The 17,157-nt window shown below is 66.5% G+C and carries 15 protein-coding genes; 11 read left to right on the forward strand and 4 right to left on the reverse strand.

Features of this window, described 5'->3' with window-relative positions; genetic code table 11:
- Positions 1-2: 2 nt before the first annotated feature.
- Both ABLE94_RS11335 and ABLE94_RS11340 read right to left on the reverse strand, forming a co-directional pair.
- Complete coding sequence (locus tag ABLE94_RS11335; protein WP_348808773.1) at positions 3-995, reverse strand: acyl-ACP desaturase; 993 nt, start codon at positions 993-995, stop codon at positions 3-5.
- 244 nt (positions 996-1,239) lie between these two features.
- The gene (locus ABLE94_RS11340; RefSeq protein WP_348804785.1) at positions 1,240-1,755 is read right to left on the reverse strand and encodes a nuclear transport factor 2 family protein; all 516 of its coding nucleotides are present in this window, start codon (positions 1,753-1,755) and stop codon (positions 1,240-1,242) included.
- 157 nt (positions 1,756-1,912) lie between these two features.
- Between ABLE94_RS11340 and ABLE94_RS11345 the strand changes: the two genes are divergently transcribed.
- The 4 genes from ABLE94_RS11345 (at position 1,913) to ABLE94_RS11360 (ending at position 7,121) form a co-directional block, all read left to right on the forward strand.
- The gene (locus ABLE94_RS11345) at positions 1,913-3,316 is read left to right on the forward strand and encodes a WS/DGAT/MGAT family O-acyltransferase (protein ID WP_348804786.1); all 1,404 of its coding nucleotides are present in this window, start codon (positions 1,913-1,915) and stop codon (positions 3,314-3,316) included.
- 16 nt (positions 3,317-3,332) lie between these two features.
- Positions 3,333-5,363, forward strand: a complete 2,031-nt coding sequence (locus ABLE94_RS11350; RefSeq protein ID WP_348808774.1) for an NAD(+) synthase — start codon at positions 3,333-3,335, stop codon at positions 5,361-5,363.
- A 142-nt stretch (positions 5,364-5,505) separates the two neighbouring features.
- Complete coding sequence (locus tag ABLE94_RS11355; RefSeq protein WP_348808775.1) at positions 5,506-6,495, forward strand: sterol desaturase family protein; 990 nt, start codon at positions 5,506-5,508, stop codon at positions 6,493-6,495.
- The gene (locus tag ABLE94_RS11360) at positions 6,492-7,121 is read left to right on the forward strand and encodes a TetR/AcrR family transcriptional regulator (RefSeq protein WP_348804789.1); all 630 of its coding nucleotides are present in this window, start codon (positions 6,492-6,494) and stop codon (positions 7,119-7,121) included. The genes ABLE94_RS11355 and ABLE94_RS11360 overlap by 4 nt, the downstream gene beginning before the upstream one ends.
- 31 nt (positions 7,122-7,152) lie before the next feature.
- On the opposite strand, the gene ABLE94_RS11365 is transcribed toward ABLE94_RS11360, so the two are convergent.
- Complete coding sequence (locus tag ABLE94_RS11365) at positions 7,153-8,310, reverse strand: acyl-CoA dehydrogenase family protein (RefSeq protein ID WP_348804790.1); 1,158 nt, start codon at positions 8,308-8,310, stop codon at positions 7,153-7,155.
- 13 nt (positions 8,311-8,323) lie between these two features.
- On the reverse strand, positions 8,324-9,520 hold the full coding sequence (locus ABLE94_RS11370) for an acyl-CoA dehydrogenase family protein (protein WP_348804791.1): 1,197 nt from the start codon (positions 9,518-9,520) through the stop codon (positions 8,324-8,326).
- 287 nt (positions 9,521-9,807) lie between these two features.
- On the opposite strand from ABLE94_RS11370, the gene ABLE94_RS11375 reads away from it, so the two are divergent.
- From ABLE94_RS11375 to ABLE94_RS11405, 7 genes are all read left to right on the forward strand, one after another.
- A complete protein-coding gene (locus ABLE94_RS11375; protein WP_348808776.1) occupies positions 9,808-11,208 on the forward strand; it encodes an MFS transporter in 1,401 nt (466 codons plus the stop codon).
- Positions 11,209-11,313: 105 nt separating this feature from the next.
- Entirely contained in the window at positions 11,314-12,450 is a 1,137-nt protein-coding gene (locus ABLE94_RS11380) for a thiolase family protein (RefSeq protein WP_348808777.1), read from the forward strand.
- Positions 12,451-12,478: 28 nt separating this feature from the next.
- Positions 12,479-13,243: an SDR family NAD(P)-dependent oxidoreductase gene (locus ABLE94_RS11385; RefSeq protein WP_348808778.1), complete on the forward strand. Its 765-nt coding sequence runs from the start codon at positions 12,479-12,481 to the stop codon at positions 13,241-13,243.
- The gene (locus ABLE94_RS11390) at positions 13,240-14,883 is read left to right on the forward strand and encodes a class I adenylate-forming enzyme family protein (protein WP_348808779.1); all 1,644 of its coding nucleotides are present in this window, start codon (positions 13,240-13,242) and stop codon (positions 14,881-14,883) included. The genes ABLE94_RS11385 and ABLE94_RS11390 overlap by 4 nt, the downstream gene beginning before the upstream one ends.
- A 46-nt stretch (positions 14,884-14,929) precedes the next feature.
- Positions 14,930-16,165: an acetyl-CoA C-acetyltransferase gene (locus tag ABLE94_RS11395; protein WP_348808780.1), complete on the forward strand. Its 1,236-nt coding sequence runs from the start codon at positions 14,930-14,932 to the stop codon at positions 16,163-16,165.
- Between the two features lie 59 nt (positions 16,166-16,224).
- On the forward strand, positions 16,225-16,434 hold the full coding sequence (locus ABLE94_RS11400; protein ID WP_348808781.1) for a helix-turn-helix transcriptional regulator: 210 nt from the start codon (positions 16,225-16,227) through the stop codon (positions 16,432-16,434).
- Positions 16,435-16,473: 39 nt separating this feature from the next.
- Positions 16,474-16,974: a hypothetical protein gene (locus tag ABLE94_RS11405; protein ID WP_348804795.1), complete on the forward strand. Its 501-nt coding sequence runs from the start codon at positions 16,474-16,476 to the stop codon at positions 16,972-16,974.
- The last annotated feature ends 183 nt before the right edge of the window (positions 16,975-17,157 follow it).

Raw genomic sequence — 17,157 nt, forward strand, 5'->3', positions numbered from 1 at the left:
GCTCAGGACGCCTGCCGTTCCCGCTTCTTGGCCTCACGGGCGAGTGCGCGGTCGCGCATCTCCTCGAAGCGGATGGTGTCCTTCTCGAGCTGCTCGAGGAAGGCGGCGAGCTCCTCACGGGTCTTCTCGCCCTCGGCGCTGAAGTCCTCGCGCTCGAAGACATTCCACTTGCGCAGCACCGGCTGCACGACCTCTTCGAGGTGCTGACGCAGGTCGTAGATGCCGTGCTTGGCCATCAGCACGCCGTGGCGACGGAAGTTGGGCATGCCGGCGCCGGGCATCTGGAAGTTGGTGACGATGTCGGTGACCGCGCGCAGCGTCTGATCCGGGGCGAGGTCCATACCCGCCCCGCAGATGTTGCGGTAGAAGATCATGTGCAGGTTCTCGTCGGCGGCGATGCGCTGCAGCATCCGATCGGCGATCGGGTCGTTGCAGGCCTTGCCGGTGTTGCGATGGCTCACGCGGGTCGCGAGTTCCTGGAAGGTCACGTAGGCGACCGAGTGCAGAATGCCCAGTTCGTCGGCGTGCTCCTCCAACTCGTCCACGCGCCCGGCGGTCGCCAGCATCGGGTCGTAGCCGTTGGTCATGTGGACCATGCGATCGGCCTCGAGGGCGACCGGGTCGACGCCGCGGGTGACCACGAGGTAGTCGCGCATCACGATGCCGTGCCGGTTCTCTTCGGCGGTCCAGCGGCCGACCCAGTGGCCCCACGCGGAGTCCATGGAGAAGTTGTCGGCGATGACGCGGTGATACGAGGGCAGGTTGTCCTCGGTGAGGAGGTTGGTGATCATCGCGGCCTTGGCGACCTCGTTGAGCTGCGACTGCTCCGGGTCGTAGTCGCTGCCGCCGAGTGCTGCGTAATTACGTCCCTCATCCCACGGGATGTAGTCGTGCGGATTCCAGTCACGCGCGGTCTTGAGGTGACGGTTCACGTTCTCTTCGGCAACCGGAGCGAGTTCCTGTAGGAGCTCCAGCTGAGTCAGTGCACGTGCCATAAAGATTCCTCCGAACGGTGGTCGCATGCGTTGTGGGTTCGGTGCGCACGCGCGTAGGTCAAGGGACCAGGCTACGGCACCGGGCCGGGTCGGCCCAAGTCTCGACCTACGGGGGCGTAACCGAACCGTGTGGGTTGTCGTCGTCGGGGTGCCGGGCGTTACGTGCCCGGTTCCGACTCACCATCGTGCGTGGATCGAATCCGACCGTCCACCCCGCGGCCCGTACTCACAGGGGATCGGCAGGTCATCGTCGCGCGGCAAACGCCGGCCCGATCCGTCGCATCCACTTCTCCGCGCTGTCGTCGAGAGTACCGAGGTCGGCGGCCTTTTCGCACCATTTCATGGCCGCCGCGCCGAACTCGAGAGGGTTGTATACGTCTTCCTCGGCCGACCACAGGCCCTCACCTGCATAGGTGAGGATGGTGATGTTGGTCGCAGTGATCAGGGTCCCATCGCCGGGATCGCGCATCGGATTGTCGACCTCGCAGATCACCCGGGCCGTCGTCGGGTCGCAGACGTGCCAGAGCGCGGGGAATCCCGTCATGTGACTGCCGGGGAAGGCCGTCATCGTCTTCCAGATCCAGGTGCGGATCTCCGCACGTCCGTGCATGACGCCCAGGGCGTGCTCGACGTAGTCGGCGTCGACGGTGAACATGTCGGCGAAGCGATCCCAGTCGCGGCTGACGCCGACCTCGGCGACGGTTCGCTGGAACGAGGCGAAGGCGTCGTCGAGTTCTGCGGCGGTGAAGGTGGCACCCATGGGGCACACACTAGAACGTGTTCCAGTTTTCGACCGGGTATCGACGACGATTCGCCAATCTCGACAAGTGGTGGGGATCCACGACGCAGGAGAGCAGAATGGATGTGATCGCCGAGTGACTGCTCGGTGACGTGAGGGCTGGAACCGGAGGTCCGCAGTGCAGCGGTTGAGTGGGTTGGATGCGTCGTTCCTCTATCTGGAGACCCGGTCCCAGCTGATGCACGTCGTCGGGATCATGGAACTCGACCCGTCCACGATTCCGGGTGGCTACTCCTTCATCCGGATGCGCAATCAGATCTCGCGTCGGGTCGCCGGAATGCCGATGCTGCGGCGCAAGCTCGACAACTCGACCCTCAACATCGATCACCCGGTGTGGGTGGAGGACGAGCGTTTCGACATCGACCGGCACGTGCATCGGGTCGCGTTGCCGGCACCGGGCGGCAAGCGGGAACTGCACGAACTGTGCGGGCATCTGGCCGGTCAGACCCTCGATCGCGGAAAACCGCTGTGGGAGATGTGGATCATCGAGGGCAGTGCCGACGGTTCGCTGTGCGCCTTCCTGCGCATGCACCACGCCAGCGTCGACGGTGTCACCACCGCCGAGGTGCTCGGGCAACTGTGCACCCTGACCCCGGACGAGGACGAGGCCGATTCGGCGAAGTTGCAGGAGACCGCGGGCGGGCCCAATCGCACCGGCATGGTGGTCTCCGGTGCGCTCAACTACTTCGTCGGCCGCCCGATCGCGATGGCGAAGCTGATACCGCAGACGGTGTCGGTGCCGTTCGAATGGTTGCGCCGATCCCGCTCGCACACCAGCATGCCGGCACCGTTCGCGGCCCCGCGCACGGTGTTCAACGGCCCGATCTCGCCGCATCGCAGCATCGCGACGACCCAGCTGTCCCTCGACGACGTCAAACGGGTCAAGAACCGTTTCGGGGTGAAGGTCAACGACGTCGTGCTCGCCATGGTGGGCGGCGCGCTGCGCGAGTACCTCGACCGTCACGACGATCTGCCGGATCAACCGTTGGTGGCGCTGGTACCGGTCTCGGTGCACGGCGCCGACGAACGTGACCTCGTGGTCAACGGCACCAACAAGGTCACCGGGATGTTCACCGAACTGCCGTCGGACGTCGCCGATCCCGTCGCCCGGCTGGAACGTGCCGGCGAACTGTCCCGGCGTGCCAAGGAACATCACGCCGACATCGACGCGAACATCCTGCGGGCCTGGGCGCAGTTCGCGCCCGGCACCACGATGTCGACGCTGATGAAGTTCTACGGCGACCGCAAACTGTCGATGAATCACCCGCCGGTGTACAACGTGACCGTCTCCAACGTCGCCGGACCGGATTTCTCGATGTACTTCTGCGGCGCCAAGGTCACTGCGGTGTACCCGCTCGGGCCGATCTTCCACGGGTTGGCGCTCAACGTGACGGTCTTCTCCGTCGACGGTCACCTCAACGTCGGCATCCTCACCTGTCCCGATGAGGTACCCGACGTCGACGAGATCGCCGAGGCCTTCGAACATCAGCTCAAGGCATTGATCGAGGCGTGCGACGACTGACCGATACGCTTATCGCGTGTCCGTCTATGACCATGGCTTCGCACGCGTCGCCGGAGCCGTTCCGGTGGTCCGTATCGCCGACCCCCGCGCCAACGCCGAGGCCACCATCGAGCTGATGGCCGACGCCGCTGCCGACGGCTCCGCGTTGATCGTCTTCCCCGAGATGGGGCTGTGCGGCTACAGCATCGACGACCTCGTCCAGCAAGATGCCGTCCTCGACGGGTGCCTGCAGGCGTTGGCATCCGTCGTCGACGCCAGTGCGGGGTGTCCGGCACTGGTGGTGGTCGGGGCGCCGCTGGTGGTCGGCGACGGGCTGTACAACTGCGGTGTCGTGATCCGCGACGGGCAGATCCTCGGCGTCGTGCCGAAGTCGTATCTGGCCAACTATCGGGAGTTCTACGACAAGCGCTACTACAGTGCCGCGCGTGATGCGCCGACCGACTCGGTGCGGCTCTTCGGCGCTGATGTGCCGTTCGGTGCCGACCTGATCTTCGTCGCCGACGATGTGCCCGGCTTCGCGGTACATGTGGAGATCTGCGAGGACGGCTGGGTGCCGATCCCGCCGAGCGTGTGGGCGTCGTTGGCCGGTGCCACCGTGCTGGCCAATCTGTCCGGCTCGCCGGTCACCGTGGGCAAGGAATCGTATCGAAAGCTGTTGAGCACCAGCCATTCCGCGCGGTGCATCGCCGCGCACCTGTATGTGGCGGCCGGGTTCGGCGAGTCGACCACCGATCTCGCCTGGGATGGTGACGCGTTGATCACCGAGAACGGGTCACTGCTGACGCGCAGCCGGCAGTTCGAGATGGGCGCCCAGATCATCAGTGCCGACATCGATCTGGACCGCCTGCGGCAGGAACGCATGCGGATGACCAGTGTGCGGGACCAGGTCGGGGACCATCGGGAAGCTCTCAAAGGCGTGCGGCGCGTGTCATTTGCGTTCGGCGACATCGCTTCCGGTTCCGCCGCGGACATGCTGCGACGCCCGATCCCGCGCTTTCCGTTCGTGCCCAGCGGTACCGCGGATCTCGACGAACGTTGCCGCGAGGTGGGCAACATCCAGGTGCAGGGGCTCGCCGCGCGACTGCGGGCGACGGGACTGGAGAAGATCGTCATCGGCGTCTCCGGTGGCCTCGACTCCACGCTGGCCTTGCTGGTGGCCGTCGACACCTTCGATCGACTCGGCCTGCCGCGCACCAACATTCTCGCGTACACGATGCCGGGATTCGCCACCGGCGACGCCACCTTGCGCCGGGCACACGTGTTGATGGATTCGCTGGGGGTGAGTGGTTCCGAGATCGACATCCGGCCGTCGTGTGAGCAGATGCTGGCCGATCTCGGTCATCCGTTTGTCAAGGGCGAGAAGGTTTTCGACGTCACCTTCGAGAACGTGCAGGCCGGCGAACGCACGTCGCATCTGTTCCGGCTGGCGAACCACAACGGCGGGATCGTGCTCGGGACGGGCGATCTGTCCGAACTGGCGCTGGGCTGGTGCACGTACGGCGTCGGCGATCAGATGTCGCACTACAACGTGAACTCCTCGGTGCCCAAAACCCTTGTCCAGCATCTGATCCGATGGATGATCGGCAATGGCGACTACTCCACCGAGACCACCGGTGCGCTCACCGAGATCCTCGCCGACGTGATCTCACCCGAGCTGGTGCCGCCCGGCGAGGACGGTGCCATCCAGTCCACCGAGGACGCGGTGGGACCGTATGAACTCCACGACTTCTTCCTGTATCACCTGACCCGTTTCGGCTACCGCCCCAGCAAGATCGCCTTCCTCGCGCGGCAGGCGTGGGGTTCACTCGACCGTGGCGCGCAGTGGGATCGGGAATCGGTCGACGCGCACAACGTCTACGACGACGAGACGATCGAGAAGTGGCTGTCGGTGTTCTGCAAGCGATTCATGGGCAATCAGTTCAAGCGCACCGCCATGCCCAACGGGCCGAAGATCGGTTCGGGTGGATCGCTGTCGCCGCGTGGCGATTGGCGGTCACCGTCGGATGCGTCGGCGCGGGCCTGGCTGGACGAGCTCGGCTCTCGGTGACCTGCGGAGACGCGGTTCCGCGCCGCGTTCCTGCCACTGATGTGACATTGCCTGTTGTCAGGTAAGTGACCATCTGGTAACTTCCGAAGTGACCAACTGGTCACTTCACGTTCGAACCACCCGGACGCAGACGGAGGTACTGATGTCGATCTTGGCCACGATATGGGAGCACATCGAGAATCCCCTGGTGTACGCCATCCCGTTCTTCTTCGCCTTGCTGATCGCGGAGGCGGTGATGCTCGTCCTCGAGGAGCGTCGCGAGGCCAAGGAAGCCGCCGAGCGCACCGACGGCGGAGTCCTCGGTGCGGCGCCCGCGCGGACGCCGAAGACCGGCTACTCGGCCGCGGACACCCGGACAAGCCTCTTCATGGGTTCCGGCGCACTGATCGCGATGCTGGTGTTCAAATCGCTGACCCTGGTGCTGTTCGTCTTCATCTGGACCTACATCGCACCGTGGCAGATCCCGGTGACGTGGTGGAGCTGGATTCTGCTGTTCGTGGCCGTCGATCTCACCTGGTACTGCAATCACCGGTTCTCCCACCGTGTGCGCATCGGTTGGGCCGCCCATCAGGCGCATCACTCCAGTGAGTACTTCAACCTCGGAACCGCGTTGCGGCAGAAGTGGAATCCGTGGTCGGAGGCCATCTTCTGGTTGCCGCTGCCGCTGTTGGGTTTCACGCCGTGGACGATCTACGTGGCATTCGCCTTCAACCTGATCTACCAGTTCTTCAGCCACACCGAGACCATCGGCAGGCTGCCGCGGCCGATCGAGTTCGTGATGAACACGCCGTCGCATCATCGGGTCCACCACGCCAGCGACGCCGAGTACCTGGACAAGAACTACGGCGGGATCTTCATCATCTGGGATCGCATGTTCGGCACCTTCCAGCCCGAACTCCACACCCCGAAGTACGGGCTGACCAAGCCGGTGACCACCTACAACCCGTTCAAACTCGAGTACTTCGAGTACGCGAACATCGCCCGCGACCTGCGATCGGCGCAGTCCTGGTCCGAACGTCTCGGCTACGTGTTCGCACCTCCCGGATGGCAGCCCAAACGGTTGCGGCAGAGCGAGGCGCAGACCCCGTCGACGATGGTGGCCGACAAGGCCGCGGCGGTCGAGTCGGTATGAGCGCCACCGGTACTCGCGGAATGCCGCGCGCCGAGCGGGAGGCACTCATCCTGGACGCGGCGGTCCGCGAGTTCGGTGCGAGCGGTTATGCGGGCGCCACCGTGTCATCGATCGCCGACGCGGCCGACGTGTCCAAGCCACTGGTCATGCGGTACTTCGGTTCCAAGGAGGATCTCTACATCGCGTGCGTCACGCGGGCGGGGGAGAACCTCGCGACGCGCATCGAGCCCGTACTCGCCACCGACGCGCCGTCACTGTCCATGGCCGCCGACACGCTCGCCGCCATCTTCGCCGGGCTGCAGGCGCGGCCGCACGATTGGACGGTGCTGCACGATCGCACCGTGGAGCGCGGCTCCGCCGCCCACGACGCCGCGCGGGACCAACGTCACCGGATCACCGGCCAGGGTGCCCGTGGTGTCGCGGCGTTGGCCGCCTCGGTGCCGGACTCGGTCACCGGCGAACTCGACGTCGACGATCTCGCCGTGCTCTCGGAGATCTGGATCGCCGTGGTCACCGCGATGGTGCAGTGGTGGTTGCGTCATCCGGATCAGACCGCGGCGCAGATGACGCAACGGTGCTACCGGTTGCTCGCGGTCATCGGGCGCTTGGAGACCCCGGCGCCGTAGCGGGCCTCGGCCGCGGCTCGGGAGACATGCCTCAGAGCCCCAGATCCTTGGCGATGATCGTCTTCATCACTTCGCTTGTGCCGCCGTAGATCCGGGAGACGCGGGTGTCGGCGTACAGACGGGCGATGGGGAATTCGGTGATGTAGCCGTAGCCGCCGTGCAACTGCAGACACTTGTCGATGACCTTGCCCGCGGTGTCGGTGGCGAACAGTTTGGCGCGTGCGGCGTCGGCGACGGATAGCTCGCCGGCGTTGTGCAGGGTCAGTGCGCGGTCGACGAAGTGCTGGATCGCCTCCACCTCGGCCGAGCATTCGGCGAGGACGAACTTGGTGTTCTGGAACGATGCGACCGGCCGTCCGAAGACGTCGCGTTCGCGGGTGTAGGCCAGCGCATGCTGCAGTGCCGCCGCGGCCGTCGCCGACGAACCGATCGCGATCGTCAGCCGCTCCTGCGCGAGATTGTGTGTGAGGTAACGGAATCCGGCGCCCTCGTCGCCGAGTCGATCCGCCACCGGGACCTTCACGGAGCTGAACGACAACTCGGCGGTGTCGGAGGCCTTGAGGCCGATCTTCTCCAGCTTGCGGCCGACGGCAAAACCCTCGGAGGTGGTGTCGACCACCAGGATCGTCAGTCCGGCACGACGGTTGTCGGGATCGAAGGGCGAGGTGCGGCAGACCACGAGGATGCGGTCGGCGAGGGCGCCGCCGGTGATGAAGGTCTTGGCGCCGTCGAGGATGTAGTGCGTGCCGTCCTCGGTGAGCTTGGCCGTCGTCGAGATGTTGGCGAGATCGGATCCGGTACCCGGTTCGGTCATGGCGATCGCGAACATCAGGTCGCCGGAGCAGAATCCGGGCAGCCACCGCTGCTTCTGCTCGTCGGTGGCGTACTCCATCAGGTACGGCAGGATCAGGTTGGCGTGCACCGAATAGCTGCCGAAGGTCACCCCGGCCGCGGCGCATTCCTCACTGATCACCAGGGAGTAGGTGAAGTCGTGTTCGCCGCCGCCGCCGTACTCCTCGGGTGCCTCGATGCCGAGCACGCCGAGTTCGCCGAGCTTGTTGTAGAACTCGCGGGGCGGATGCCCCTGCTTCTCCCACTCGTGATGGACCGGCACCACCTCCTTGGCGATGAAGTCCCGGATGGTCTTGCGGAAGGCGTCGTGATCCTCGTTGAAAACGGTGCGCTGCATGTTCTTTCGCCTCTCAGTTGGTCCGGTACTCGCGGAGGAGTCCCTTGGAGATGATCTGCTTCTGGATCTCGCTGGTACCCTCACCGATCAGCAGGAAGGGCGCCTCGCGCATCAGTCGCTCGATCTCGAACTCCTTGGAGTACCCGTATCCGCCGTGGATGCGGAAGCTTGCCTGGGTGACCTCGGCGCAGTATTCGCTGCACAGGTACTTGCTCATCCCGGCGGCCACGTCGTTGCGTTCGCCGGAATCCTTGAGCCGCGCGGCATTCACCATCATCAGATGGGCGGCCTCCACCTTGGTGGCCATCTCGGCCAGACTGAACGCGACCGCCTGATGCTCGGCGATCGGCTTGCCGAAGGTGCGTCGCTGCTGGGCGTAGTCGATCGCCAACTCGAAAGCGCGTTGTGCCACACCGCATGCGCGGGCCGACACGTTCACCCGGCCCACCTCCACGCCGTCCATCATCTGGGCGAAGCCACGGCCGGGAACGCCGCCGAGAATGTTGTCCGCGGACGTCTGGTACCCGTCGAAGATCAGCTCGGTGGTGTCGATGCCCTTGTAGCCCATCTTCTCGATCTTGCGGGGAATGGTCAGTCCCGCAACCACTTCGCCGAATCCGGCGGGCTTCTCGATCAGGAAGGTCGTCAGGTTGTGGTGGGGCTTCTCGGCGCCCTCGTCGGTGCGGACCAGTGCGGCGACGAGCGTCGACGACGCGCCGTTGGTCAGCCACATCTTCGCGCCGTTGATGGTGTATCCACCCTCGGTGTCGCGTTTGGCGGAGGTCTTGATGGCTGCGACGTCCGAACCCAGATCGGGCTCACTCATCGAGAAGGCGCCACGCACCTCGCCGGTCGCCATCCGCGGGAGCAAACGCTGCTTCTGCTCCTCGGTCCCGTGCTGACGCACCATGTAGGCGACGATGAAGTGGGTGTTGATCACCCCGGACACGCTCATCCAGCCGCGTGCCAGTTCCTCGACACACAGGGCGTAGGTCAGCAGCGACTCGCCGAGACCGCCGTACTCCTCTGGGATCATCAGGCCGAACAGCCCCATCTCCCGCATGCCGTCGACGATCTCCTGCGGGTAGGTGTCGGTGTGCTCGAGCTCCTGCGCGTTCGGGATGATCTGGGTGTCGACGAACCGGCGCACGTTGGCGACGATCTCGGTCTGGATATCGGTGAGTCCCAGGGTCTGGGCGAGGCGGGCCATGGTCACAGCATGCCCCGCGAGGCAGGTATCAGGAACGTGGTCTCCGGCTAACGCTCCGATAGGGCCAGACAATGGATGACCCGGAAACCACCGGGATTCGGCGCCCGACCTGCGCATATAGGTTCGGCCTTCCGGCTCCATCGCCAACTTGGGCATTGTCGGCAAAACGGACCGTCGGTTCTGATGGGACTGCGGCTGTGATCCAGCGCACTCATTCGAGCATCGGGTGGCGCCGCCACACTCGCTCCCGGATCTCATCCCCGCCGCCAGAACCCCCGGAGGACCCCATGACCCTCGCCGCCCCCGACGGCACTCCCGAACCGACGACCACGCTCGCCACGGCCCCGTCCACCACTGACATCCCGGCCGCCACCCCCGCGGGTGGCTCGGCCGGTGGTTTCGGCGAATCGCGTCGCACCGCGTGGGGACTCACCGGCCTCCTGGTGGCGCTCTACGTCGTCAACTACGCCGACAAGGCTGTCCTCGGCATCATCGCCCAGCCACTCGCCGACGAGATCGGATTGAGTTCGGCGCAAATCGGTTTGGTGGGCAGCCTGTTCTTCCTGACCTTCACCATCGGCGGCTTCTTCGCCGGACTGCTCAACCGCTGGCTCACCCTGAAATGGGCGTTGATCCTGATCGCGCTGTGTTGGGGGGTGGCGATGCTGCCGCTGGTGGCGGTCGCGTCGTTCGGTGTGCTCATCGTCAGCAGGTTGCTGCTCGGCCTGGCCGAGGGACCGAGTTCGGCGCTGCTGCACACGGCCGCCTACTCGTGGCATCCGCCCGCCCGGCGTGGTGTGCCGTCGGCGTTGCTCGCGGGCGCGGCATCGATCGCCAAGATCGCCATCGCCCCCGTCCTGGCCGTCGTCACCGTCAGCCTCGGCTGGCGCGCCGCACTGATCTGCCTGTCGGTGGCCGGGGTGGTCTGGTGCGTGGTCTGGCTGGGTACGTGGCGTGAGGGTCCGTACACCAAGGGTGGTGTGAAGAAGGCGTCGGACGACACTGGTGCCACCGAGGTGGCCGAGGAACCGACGGTGCCGTGGCGCCGGATCGTCACCTCACGCACCTTCGTCTTCGGGGCGCTGCTGGTGATGAGTGTGTACGCGCTGGTCACCGTCGTGCTGACCTGGCTGCCGTCGTACTTCGAGGTCGGCCTCGGCTACAGCCGCGTGCAGGCCGGATCGATGTTCGCGCTGCCCTCGATCGTCGGTCTGATCCTGATGCTGGTGTCGACGTCGGTGGGCGATCGGATGCTCGCGGCCGGGTCGTCGTCACGCAAGGTCCGGGTGATCGTGCCCGCGGCCGGGGTCCTGTTCTGCGGTGCGATGCTGGCGCTGCTGCCGTCGATCGGCACCCCGATCGTCGCCGTGATGGTGGTCTCCGTCGGGTACGGATTCGCCGCGATCGTCTTCCCGCTGCTGAACTCGGCGATCTCGGAGATCTGCCCGCCGCGCCAGATGGCCGGCACCCTGGGCGCGTTTCTCGCGGTGATGGCCATCGGCGGACTCATCGCGCCGTACGCCACCGGGCTGATTGTCGACGCCGCCTCGAGCAAGGCCGCGGGCTATGCCACCGCCTTCCAGATCCTCGGTCTCGTCGCCGCGGTGACCGCGGTGCTGGCGCTGATCTTCGTCGATCCCGACCGCGACAAGAGGGCGATCCGGACCACGGTGTACGCCGATGCGTGAGGCGACCATAGGCCACGGCTATGACCGCATGAACGTGAATCTACTTGTGAAGCAACACCGGTCATGGTGGATTCGAAGGACCGGCAGCAAGGGAAGGACACGACCATGACCGACGCAGTGATCGTCGACGCGGTCCGCACACCGATCGGACGACGCGGGGGAGCGTTGTCGGGAATCCACCCGGCCGACCTCTCCGCCCACGTCCTCGAGGCGCTCGTGGGACGCACCGGCATCGATCCGGCCGACATCGACGACGTCATGTGGGGATGCGTCAGTCAGCATGCCGAGCAGGCCGGCAACATCGCGCGTACCGCGATCCTGGCCGCCGGCTGGCCGGAGAGTGTTCCCGGCACCACCATCACCCGCGCCTGCGGCTCGAGTCAGCAGGCCATCGCGATGGCGGCCGCCGCGGTCATCTCCGGTCAACTCGACGTGGTCGTCGCCGGCGGGGTGGAATCGATGAGTCGCGTCCCGATGGGCAGCGCCGCCCCCAACGGGGAACACCAACCGTCGACCGTCCTCGACCGCTACGGTGTGGACCGCTTCAGTCAGGGCCTCGGCGCCGAGACGATGGCACGCCGCTGGGGCCTCTCCCGCACCCGACTCGACGAATACTCGCTGCGCTCACACGAACTCGCCGCGGCCGCCTCCGACGCCGGAGCCTTCGACGGGCAACTCGCCCCGCTACCCGGGGTGCTCGAGGGCGACGAGGGAATCCGGCGCGGCGGCTCGCTGGAATCGATGGCCAAGCTGCGCACGGTCTTCGACGAGAACGGAGTGATCCACGCGGGCAACGCCTCCCAGATCTCCGACGGTTCCGGCGCGCTGCTGATCATGTCGAGTGCTCAGGCCGCCGCCCGCGGCCTGACGCCGCTGGTCCGCATCCACACCACCGTCGTCACCGGCGACGACCCGGTGGTCATGCTGACCGGACCGATCCCGGCCACCGCCAAAGCCCTTGCGCGATCCGGACTCTCGATCGGCGACATCGGCGCCTTCGAGGTGAACGAGGCATTCGCGCCGGTGCCGCTGGCGTGGCAGATCGAGACCGGTGCCGACGAGAAGGCCCTCAACCCGCTCGGTGGGGCCATCGCCGTCGGCCATCCCCTCGGCGGTTCGGGGGCCATCCTCGCCACCCGGCTGGTCCACCACATGCGCAACAACGGTATCGGCCACGGCCTGCAGACGATGTGCGAGGCGGGTGGCATGGCCAACGCCACCATCTACGAACTGCTCGGCTGAGCACTCGCCTCAATCCCCAGGAGAATTCATGGAACTCAAAGGTCTCTCGACCGCCGTCACCGGCGGCGCATCCGGTCTCGGGCTCGCCACCGCACAACGCATCATCGATGCCGGCGGGCAGGTCACCCTCATCGACCTGCCCACCTCCGACGGAGCCGCGGTCGCCGAATCACTCGGCCCGGCAGCAGCTTTCGCCGCCGCCGACATCACCGACGCCGAACAGTTCGCGGCCGCCCTCGACGTCGCCGACAATCGGGGTGGGCTTCGGGCGCTGGTGCACTGCGCCGGTGCGGGCCGACGCATGCGCATCCTCGACCGCGAAGGTAAGGCCGGGTCGGCCGACGACTTCGAGTTCGTCCTCCGCCTCAACCTGATCGGCTCCTTCCACGCCCTCTCGCTGGGGGCCGAACGGATGGCCCGCCTCGACGACATCGACGGTGAACGCGGCGCCATCATCATGACCGCGTCGGTCGCCGCCTTCGAGGGCCAGATCGGTCAGATCAATTACAGCGCTTCCAAAGCCGGCATCGTCGGCATGACCCTGGTGGCCGCGCGTGACCTGGCGAGCAAACTCATCCGGGTCAACACCATCGCCCCCGGCACCATGGACACGCCGCTGCTGGCGCGTCTGCGGGACGATGTCCGGGCGTCGCTGGCCGCGAGCATCCCCAATCCGTCGCGGCTGGGCAAGCCGTCGGAATTCGGTCAGCTGGCCGTGTCGATCCTGGAGAACAGCTACCTCAACGGCGAGACCATCCGGCTCGACGGCGCCATCCGGATGGCGCCGCGATGAGCGAACTCCATTACCCGGCACTCACTCTCGCCGATCTCCCGGCCGGCATGGCGCACCTCTACCCGGGATGTGCGGCGGTCGTCGACGGTGACACCGTCCTGACCTACGACGACCTCGACGTGCGTACCGCCGCGGTGGCCGCCGGGCTGCGGGCGGTCGGGGTGGCCGAACGAGATGTGGTGGCACTGCATCTCACCAACAGCGTCGAGTTCGTCGTCGCCTATTACGGTGCGTTGCGCGCTGGTGCCGCGGTCACGCTGATCAATCCGGCGCAACCGGTTGCGGGTCTGCGGGGCCAACTCGTCGAGACCGCCGCCGTGGCGGTGTTCACCGGAGCACAGCAACTCGACACCCTGTTGGCCGCAGCCGATTCCGCGTTGCGGGCGGTGATCCTCGTCGACGGCGAGGCGGCCCCGGCCGGGGTGATCACCCTCGCCGAACTGACCGCCGACGCCACCGGGGTTCCCGAGCTCACGATCACCGGGGACGACGTCGCGCACCTCGCCTTCACCGGCGGCACCACCGGGGTGTCCAAGGGCGTGCAGGTGTTGCACCGCAACGTGATCGCCAACGCCACGCAGATGATCGCCTGGCGGGCGGGACACGCCGTGACCGAGGACGCCGACGGTGGCTTCACGCTGGTGGCTCGAGAAGACTCGAATCGCGGCGTGGTGCCGGGAGCTGCTGCGACCGTGGTGGTCTCACCGCTGTTCCATGCCCACGCCCTGATCAACATGTCCTTCCTGCTGTTGTGTGGCGCCACCCATGTGCTGGCGGTGACCGGCGCGCAGCGGTTCGATCCGGCGCGGATGCTCGAGCTCATCGAGACCCACCGCGCCACCTACATCACCGGGAGCCCGACGATGTGGCATGCGCTGGCCGCGCATCCGGACGTCGCGACCCGGGACCTGTCGTCGGTGCGGGTGGTCTCGTCGGGGGCCGCACCGATCGATCACGTCACCCTCGAGCGGCTGGCCGCCGCGTTCCCGCACGGCTCGGTGGTGGAGGGTTACGGTCTGACCGAGGCCACCTGCCTGGTGTCGTCGGCACCACTGACCGCCGGTGCATCGGGGATCGGTGACTACCGTTTCGGCAGTGTGGGATTGCCGACCTTCGACACCCAGGTGCAGATCCGCTCGCTCGACGATCAGGCGACGGTGCTCGCACCGGGCGAGCGTGGCGGGCTCTGGGTGCGCGGCCCGCAGGTGACCGCCGGCTACCTGAATCATCCCGATGTCACCGCCGCGCAGTACGTCGACGGGTGGCTCGACACCGGCGACATCGCCTACCTCGACGACGACGGTCACCTCTACATCTGCGACCGCGCCAAGGACATGCTGATCTACAAGGGGTACAACGTGTATCCGCGTGAGCTCGAGGAGATCCTGGTGACCCACCCCGACATCTCCAGTGCCGCGGTGGTGGCGCGGGAGGTCGGCGCCAAGGGGCAGGAGCCGGTGGCATTCGTGGTGGCCGAGGGCGGTCATCACGTCGACCCCGATGCCGTCATCGGCTTCGTCGCCGAACAGGTGCTGCCGTACAAGAAGATCCGCGACGTCATCGTCGTCGACGCCCTGCCGACGTCGGCGGCGGGCAAAATCCAGAAGGTGGCGTTGCGGGCCCAGCTCGCGGCATGCTGAATCACGACATTCTTTTGATCGTTCACGAAGGAGAAGGGCAGACCCCATGCGCGACGTGGTCATCTGTGAACCGGTTCGCACCCCGATCGGCCGCTACGGCGGCATGTTTCAGGCGTTGACCGCCGTCGAGCTGGGGGTGAGCGCACTGTCCGGCCTGCTCGAGCGCACCGGTATCGCGCCTGACGTAGTCGAGGATGTGATCCTCGGACACTGCAACGGCAACAGCGAGGCGCCGGCCATCGGCCGGGTGGTGGCGCTGGACGCCGGACTGCCGACGTCGGTACCCGGCATGCACATCGACCGTCGCTGCGGCTCCGGGCTGCAGGCCGTCATCCAGGCCGGCTATCAGGTGGCCGCCGGTGACAACGATCTGGTGATCGCCGGCGGCACCGAATCGATGAGCAACGCCTCGTTCTACTCCGTCGACATGCGCTGGGGTGGCGCACGCACCGGAATCACCATGCACGACAGTCTCGTTCGCGCGCGTTCGACCGCCGGTGGCAAGAACTACCCGGTGCCCGGCGGGATGATCGAGACCGCCGAGAACCTGCGTGAGCAGTACGACATCTCCCGCGCCGAGCAGGACGAACTCGCCGTCGAATCCCATCAGCGGGCCGTCCGCGCACAGAAGGACGGCATCCTGGCCGAGGAGATCGTCCCGGTCACCGTACGGAACCGGAAGAGCGAGAACGTCATCGACACCGACGAACATCCGCGCGCCGACATCTCACTCGAGGCCCTGTCGGGTCTGCGGCCGATCATGGGCAAGACCGACCCCGACGCCACGGTGACCGCGGGCAATGCCAGCGGCCAGAACGATGCCGCGTCGATGTGCATCGTCACCACCCCCGATGTCGCCGAGAAGCGTGGGCTGCGACCGCTGGTGCGGCTGGTGTCCTGGGGGCTGGCGGGAGTGCCGCCCCGCACGATGGGTATCGGACCGGTCCCGGCCACCGAGAAGGCCCTGGCCAAAGCGGGTTTGGCGTTGTCGGACATCGACGTCATCGAACTGAACGAGGCATTCGCGGCGCAGGCCCTCGCGGTCACCCGGGAATGGGGTTTCGGCCGGTTCTCCACCGGCAGTGCCGATTTCGCGCGCACGAATGTCCACGGCTCCGGTATCTCACTGGGACATCCGGTCGGTGCGACCGGCGGCCGCATGCTCGCCTCCCTCGCTCGGGAACTGCACCGGCGCGAAGCCCGCTACGGTCTCGAGACGATGTGTATCGGCGGTGGTCAGGGCCTGGCCGCGGTGTTCGAGCGGGTGAGCTGGCACCTGTAGCCACGCGTTCTGTGTAAAGCCCGCTTGACATGTCATGTCAAGCGGGCTTTACTCGTGGCATGGCGGATGGGGAGTCACCGGTACGGGTGGCGCGGACCCGGAACGCCATGCGACAGGCCGATCTGGCATCGGCGGTCGGGGTGAGCAGGCAGACGATCGTGTCGCTGGAGCGTGGCGATTACGCGCCGTCGGTGTACTTGGCGTTGCGGATCGCACGAGCTCTCGGTGCGACCGTGGAGGAACTGTTTCCGTTGTCCGACGACGAATGACGATTCACGAACGGGGTAAGTGAGATGGGTTCGACGAAAATGACTGTGCCGGAACTGCTGCTGGGTCCGGATGACGGGTCATGGGGCGACGAGCGGGAGCGATCGGTCCTGCTGGACGGCTACGCGTATATCTACATCCTGGGATCTATCGCGCTCTGGGTGCTGGGGGCAGTGGCGGCCTGGTTCATCCCGATCTGGGTGACCATCGCGCTGTGGCTGGTGCTGGTGGTGCCCGCGTGGGAGTGGCAACGCTTCGCGAAGGCGCGCGGTGTCGACGCCCAGGCACTCGCGTATGCGCGCGCGGCGCGCACGCGTATGGTCCTGCTCAGTGTGCTGGTCGGGGCGTGTTCGGTGTCGATGGGCCTCGCCGTATGGGGCGCTGTGGTGCCCGACGACGGTTCATCGGGTCTGGTCGTCTGGACCATCGTCGGTGGCGTTGTGGGCGGTGCGGTCGGTGGGTCGGTGACCTTCCTGGCCAAACGTCGTCGCGCGAAGGCGACGATGGCGACCGCCGATGCCGGCGACGACGTCGACCACTGACCCCACGCACGCACCGGCGCCCAGTCACCGAAGTGGCCCACCCGCTGGTCGATTCAGCCCCACCTGCTGGTTGGGTGCGCCTCACCCGCTGGTCGAGTAGCCCCGAGGAACGAGGGGCGTATCGAGGCCACTTCCGCAAGACGAGAGCGTCACGCAAGCAACCGCTTCGACCCACCAGCAGTG

Source organism: Gordonia sp. VNK1, assembly GCF_040049135.1.
Classification (GTDB): Bacteria; Actinomycetota; Actinomycetes; order Mycobacteriales; family Mycobacteriaceae; genus Gordonia; species Gordonia oleivorans.

Excerpts from the sequence above, each read along its gene's own strand:
- ABLE94_RS11380 (WP_348808777.1), top strand. The coding sequence starts at position 11,314 with ATGACCGACGCAGTGATCGTCGACGCGGTCCGCACACCGATCGGACGA.
- ABLE94_RS11355 (WP_348808775.1), top strand. The coding sequence starts at position 5,506 with ATGTCGATCTTGGCCACGATATGGGAGCACATCGAGAATCCCCTGGTG.
- ABLE94_RS11375 (WP_348808776.1), top strand. The coding sequence starts at position 9,808 with ATGACCCTCGCCGCCCCCGACGGCACTCCCGAACCGACGACCACGCTC.
- ABLE94_RS11365 (WP_348804790.1), bottom strand. The coding sequence starts at position 8,310 with ATGCAGCGCACCGTTTTCAACGAGGATCACGACGCCTTCCGCAAGACC.
- ABLE94_RS11335 (WP_348808773.1), bottom strand. The coding sequence starts at position 995 with ATGGCACGTGCACTGACTCAGCTGGAGCTCCTACAGGAACTCGCTCCG.
- ABLE94_RS11385 (WP_348808778.1), top strand. The coding sequence starts at position 12,479 with ATGGAACTCAAAGGTCTCTCGACCGCCGTCACCGGCGGCGCATCCGGT.
- ABLE94_RS11370 (WP_348804791.1), bottom strand. The coding sequence starts at position 9,520 with ATGGCCCGCCTCGCCCAGACCCTGGGACTCACCGATATCCAGACCGAG.
- ABLE94_RS11400 (WP_348808781.1), top strand. The coding sequence starts at position 16,225 with ATGGCGGATGGGGAGTCACCGGTACGGGTGGCGCGGACCCGGAACGCC.
- ABLE94_RS11405 (WP_348804795.1), top strand. The coding sequence starts at position 16,474 with ATGACTGTGCCGGAACTGCTGCTGGGTCCGGATGACGGGTCATGGGGC.
- ABLE94_RS11390 (WP_348808779.1), top strand. The coding sequence starts at position 13,240 with ATGAGCGAACTCCATTACCCGGCACTCACTCTCGCCGATCTCCCGGCC.
- ABLE94_RS11395 (WP_348808780.1), top strand. The coding sequence starts at position 14,930 with ATGCGCGACGTGGTCATCTGTGAACCGGTTCGCACCCCGATCGGCCGC.
- ABLE94_RS11360 (WP_348804789.1), top strand. The coding sequence starts at position 6,492 with ATGAGCGCCACCGGTACTCGCGGAATGCCGCGCGCCGAGCGGGAGGCA.
- ABLE94_RS11340 (WP_348804785.1), bottom strand. The coding sequence starts at position 1,755 with ATGGGTGCCACCTTCACCGCCGCAGAACTCGACGACGCCTTCGCCTCG.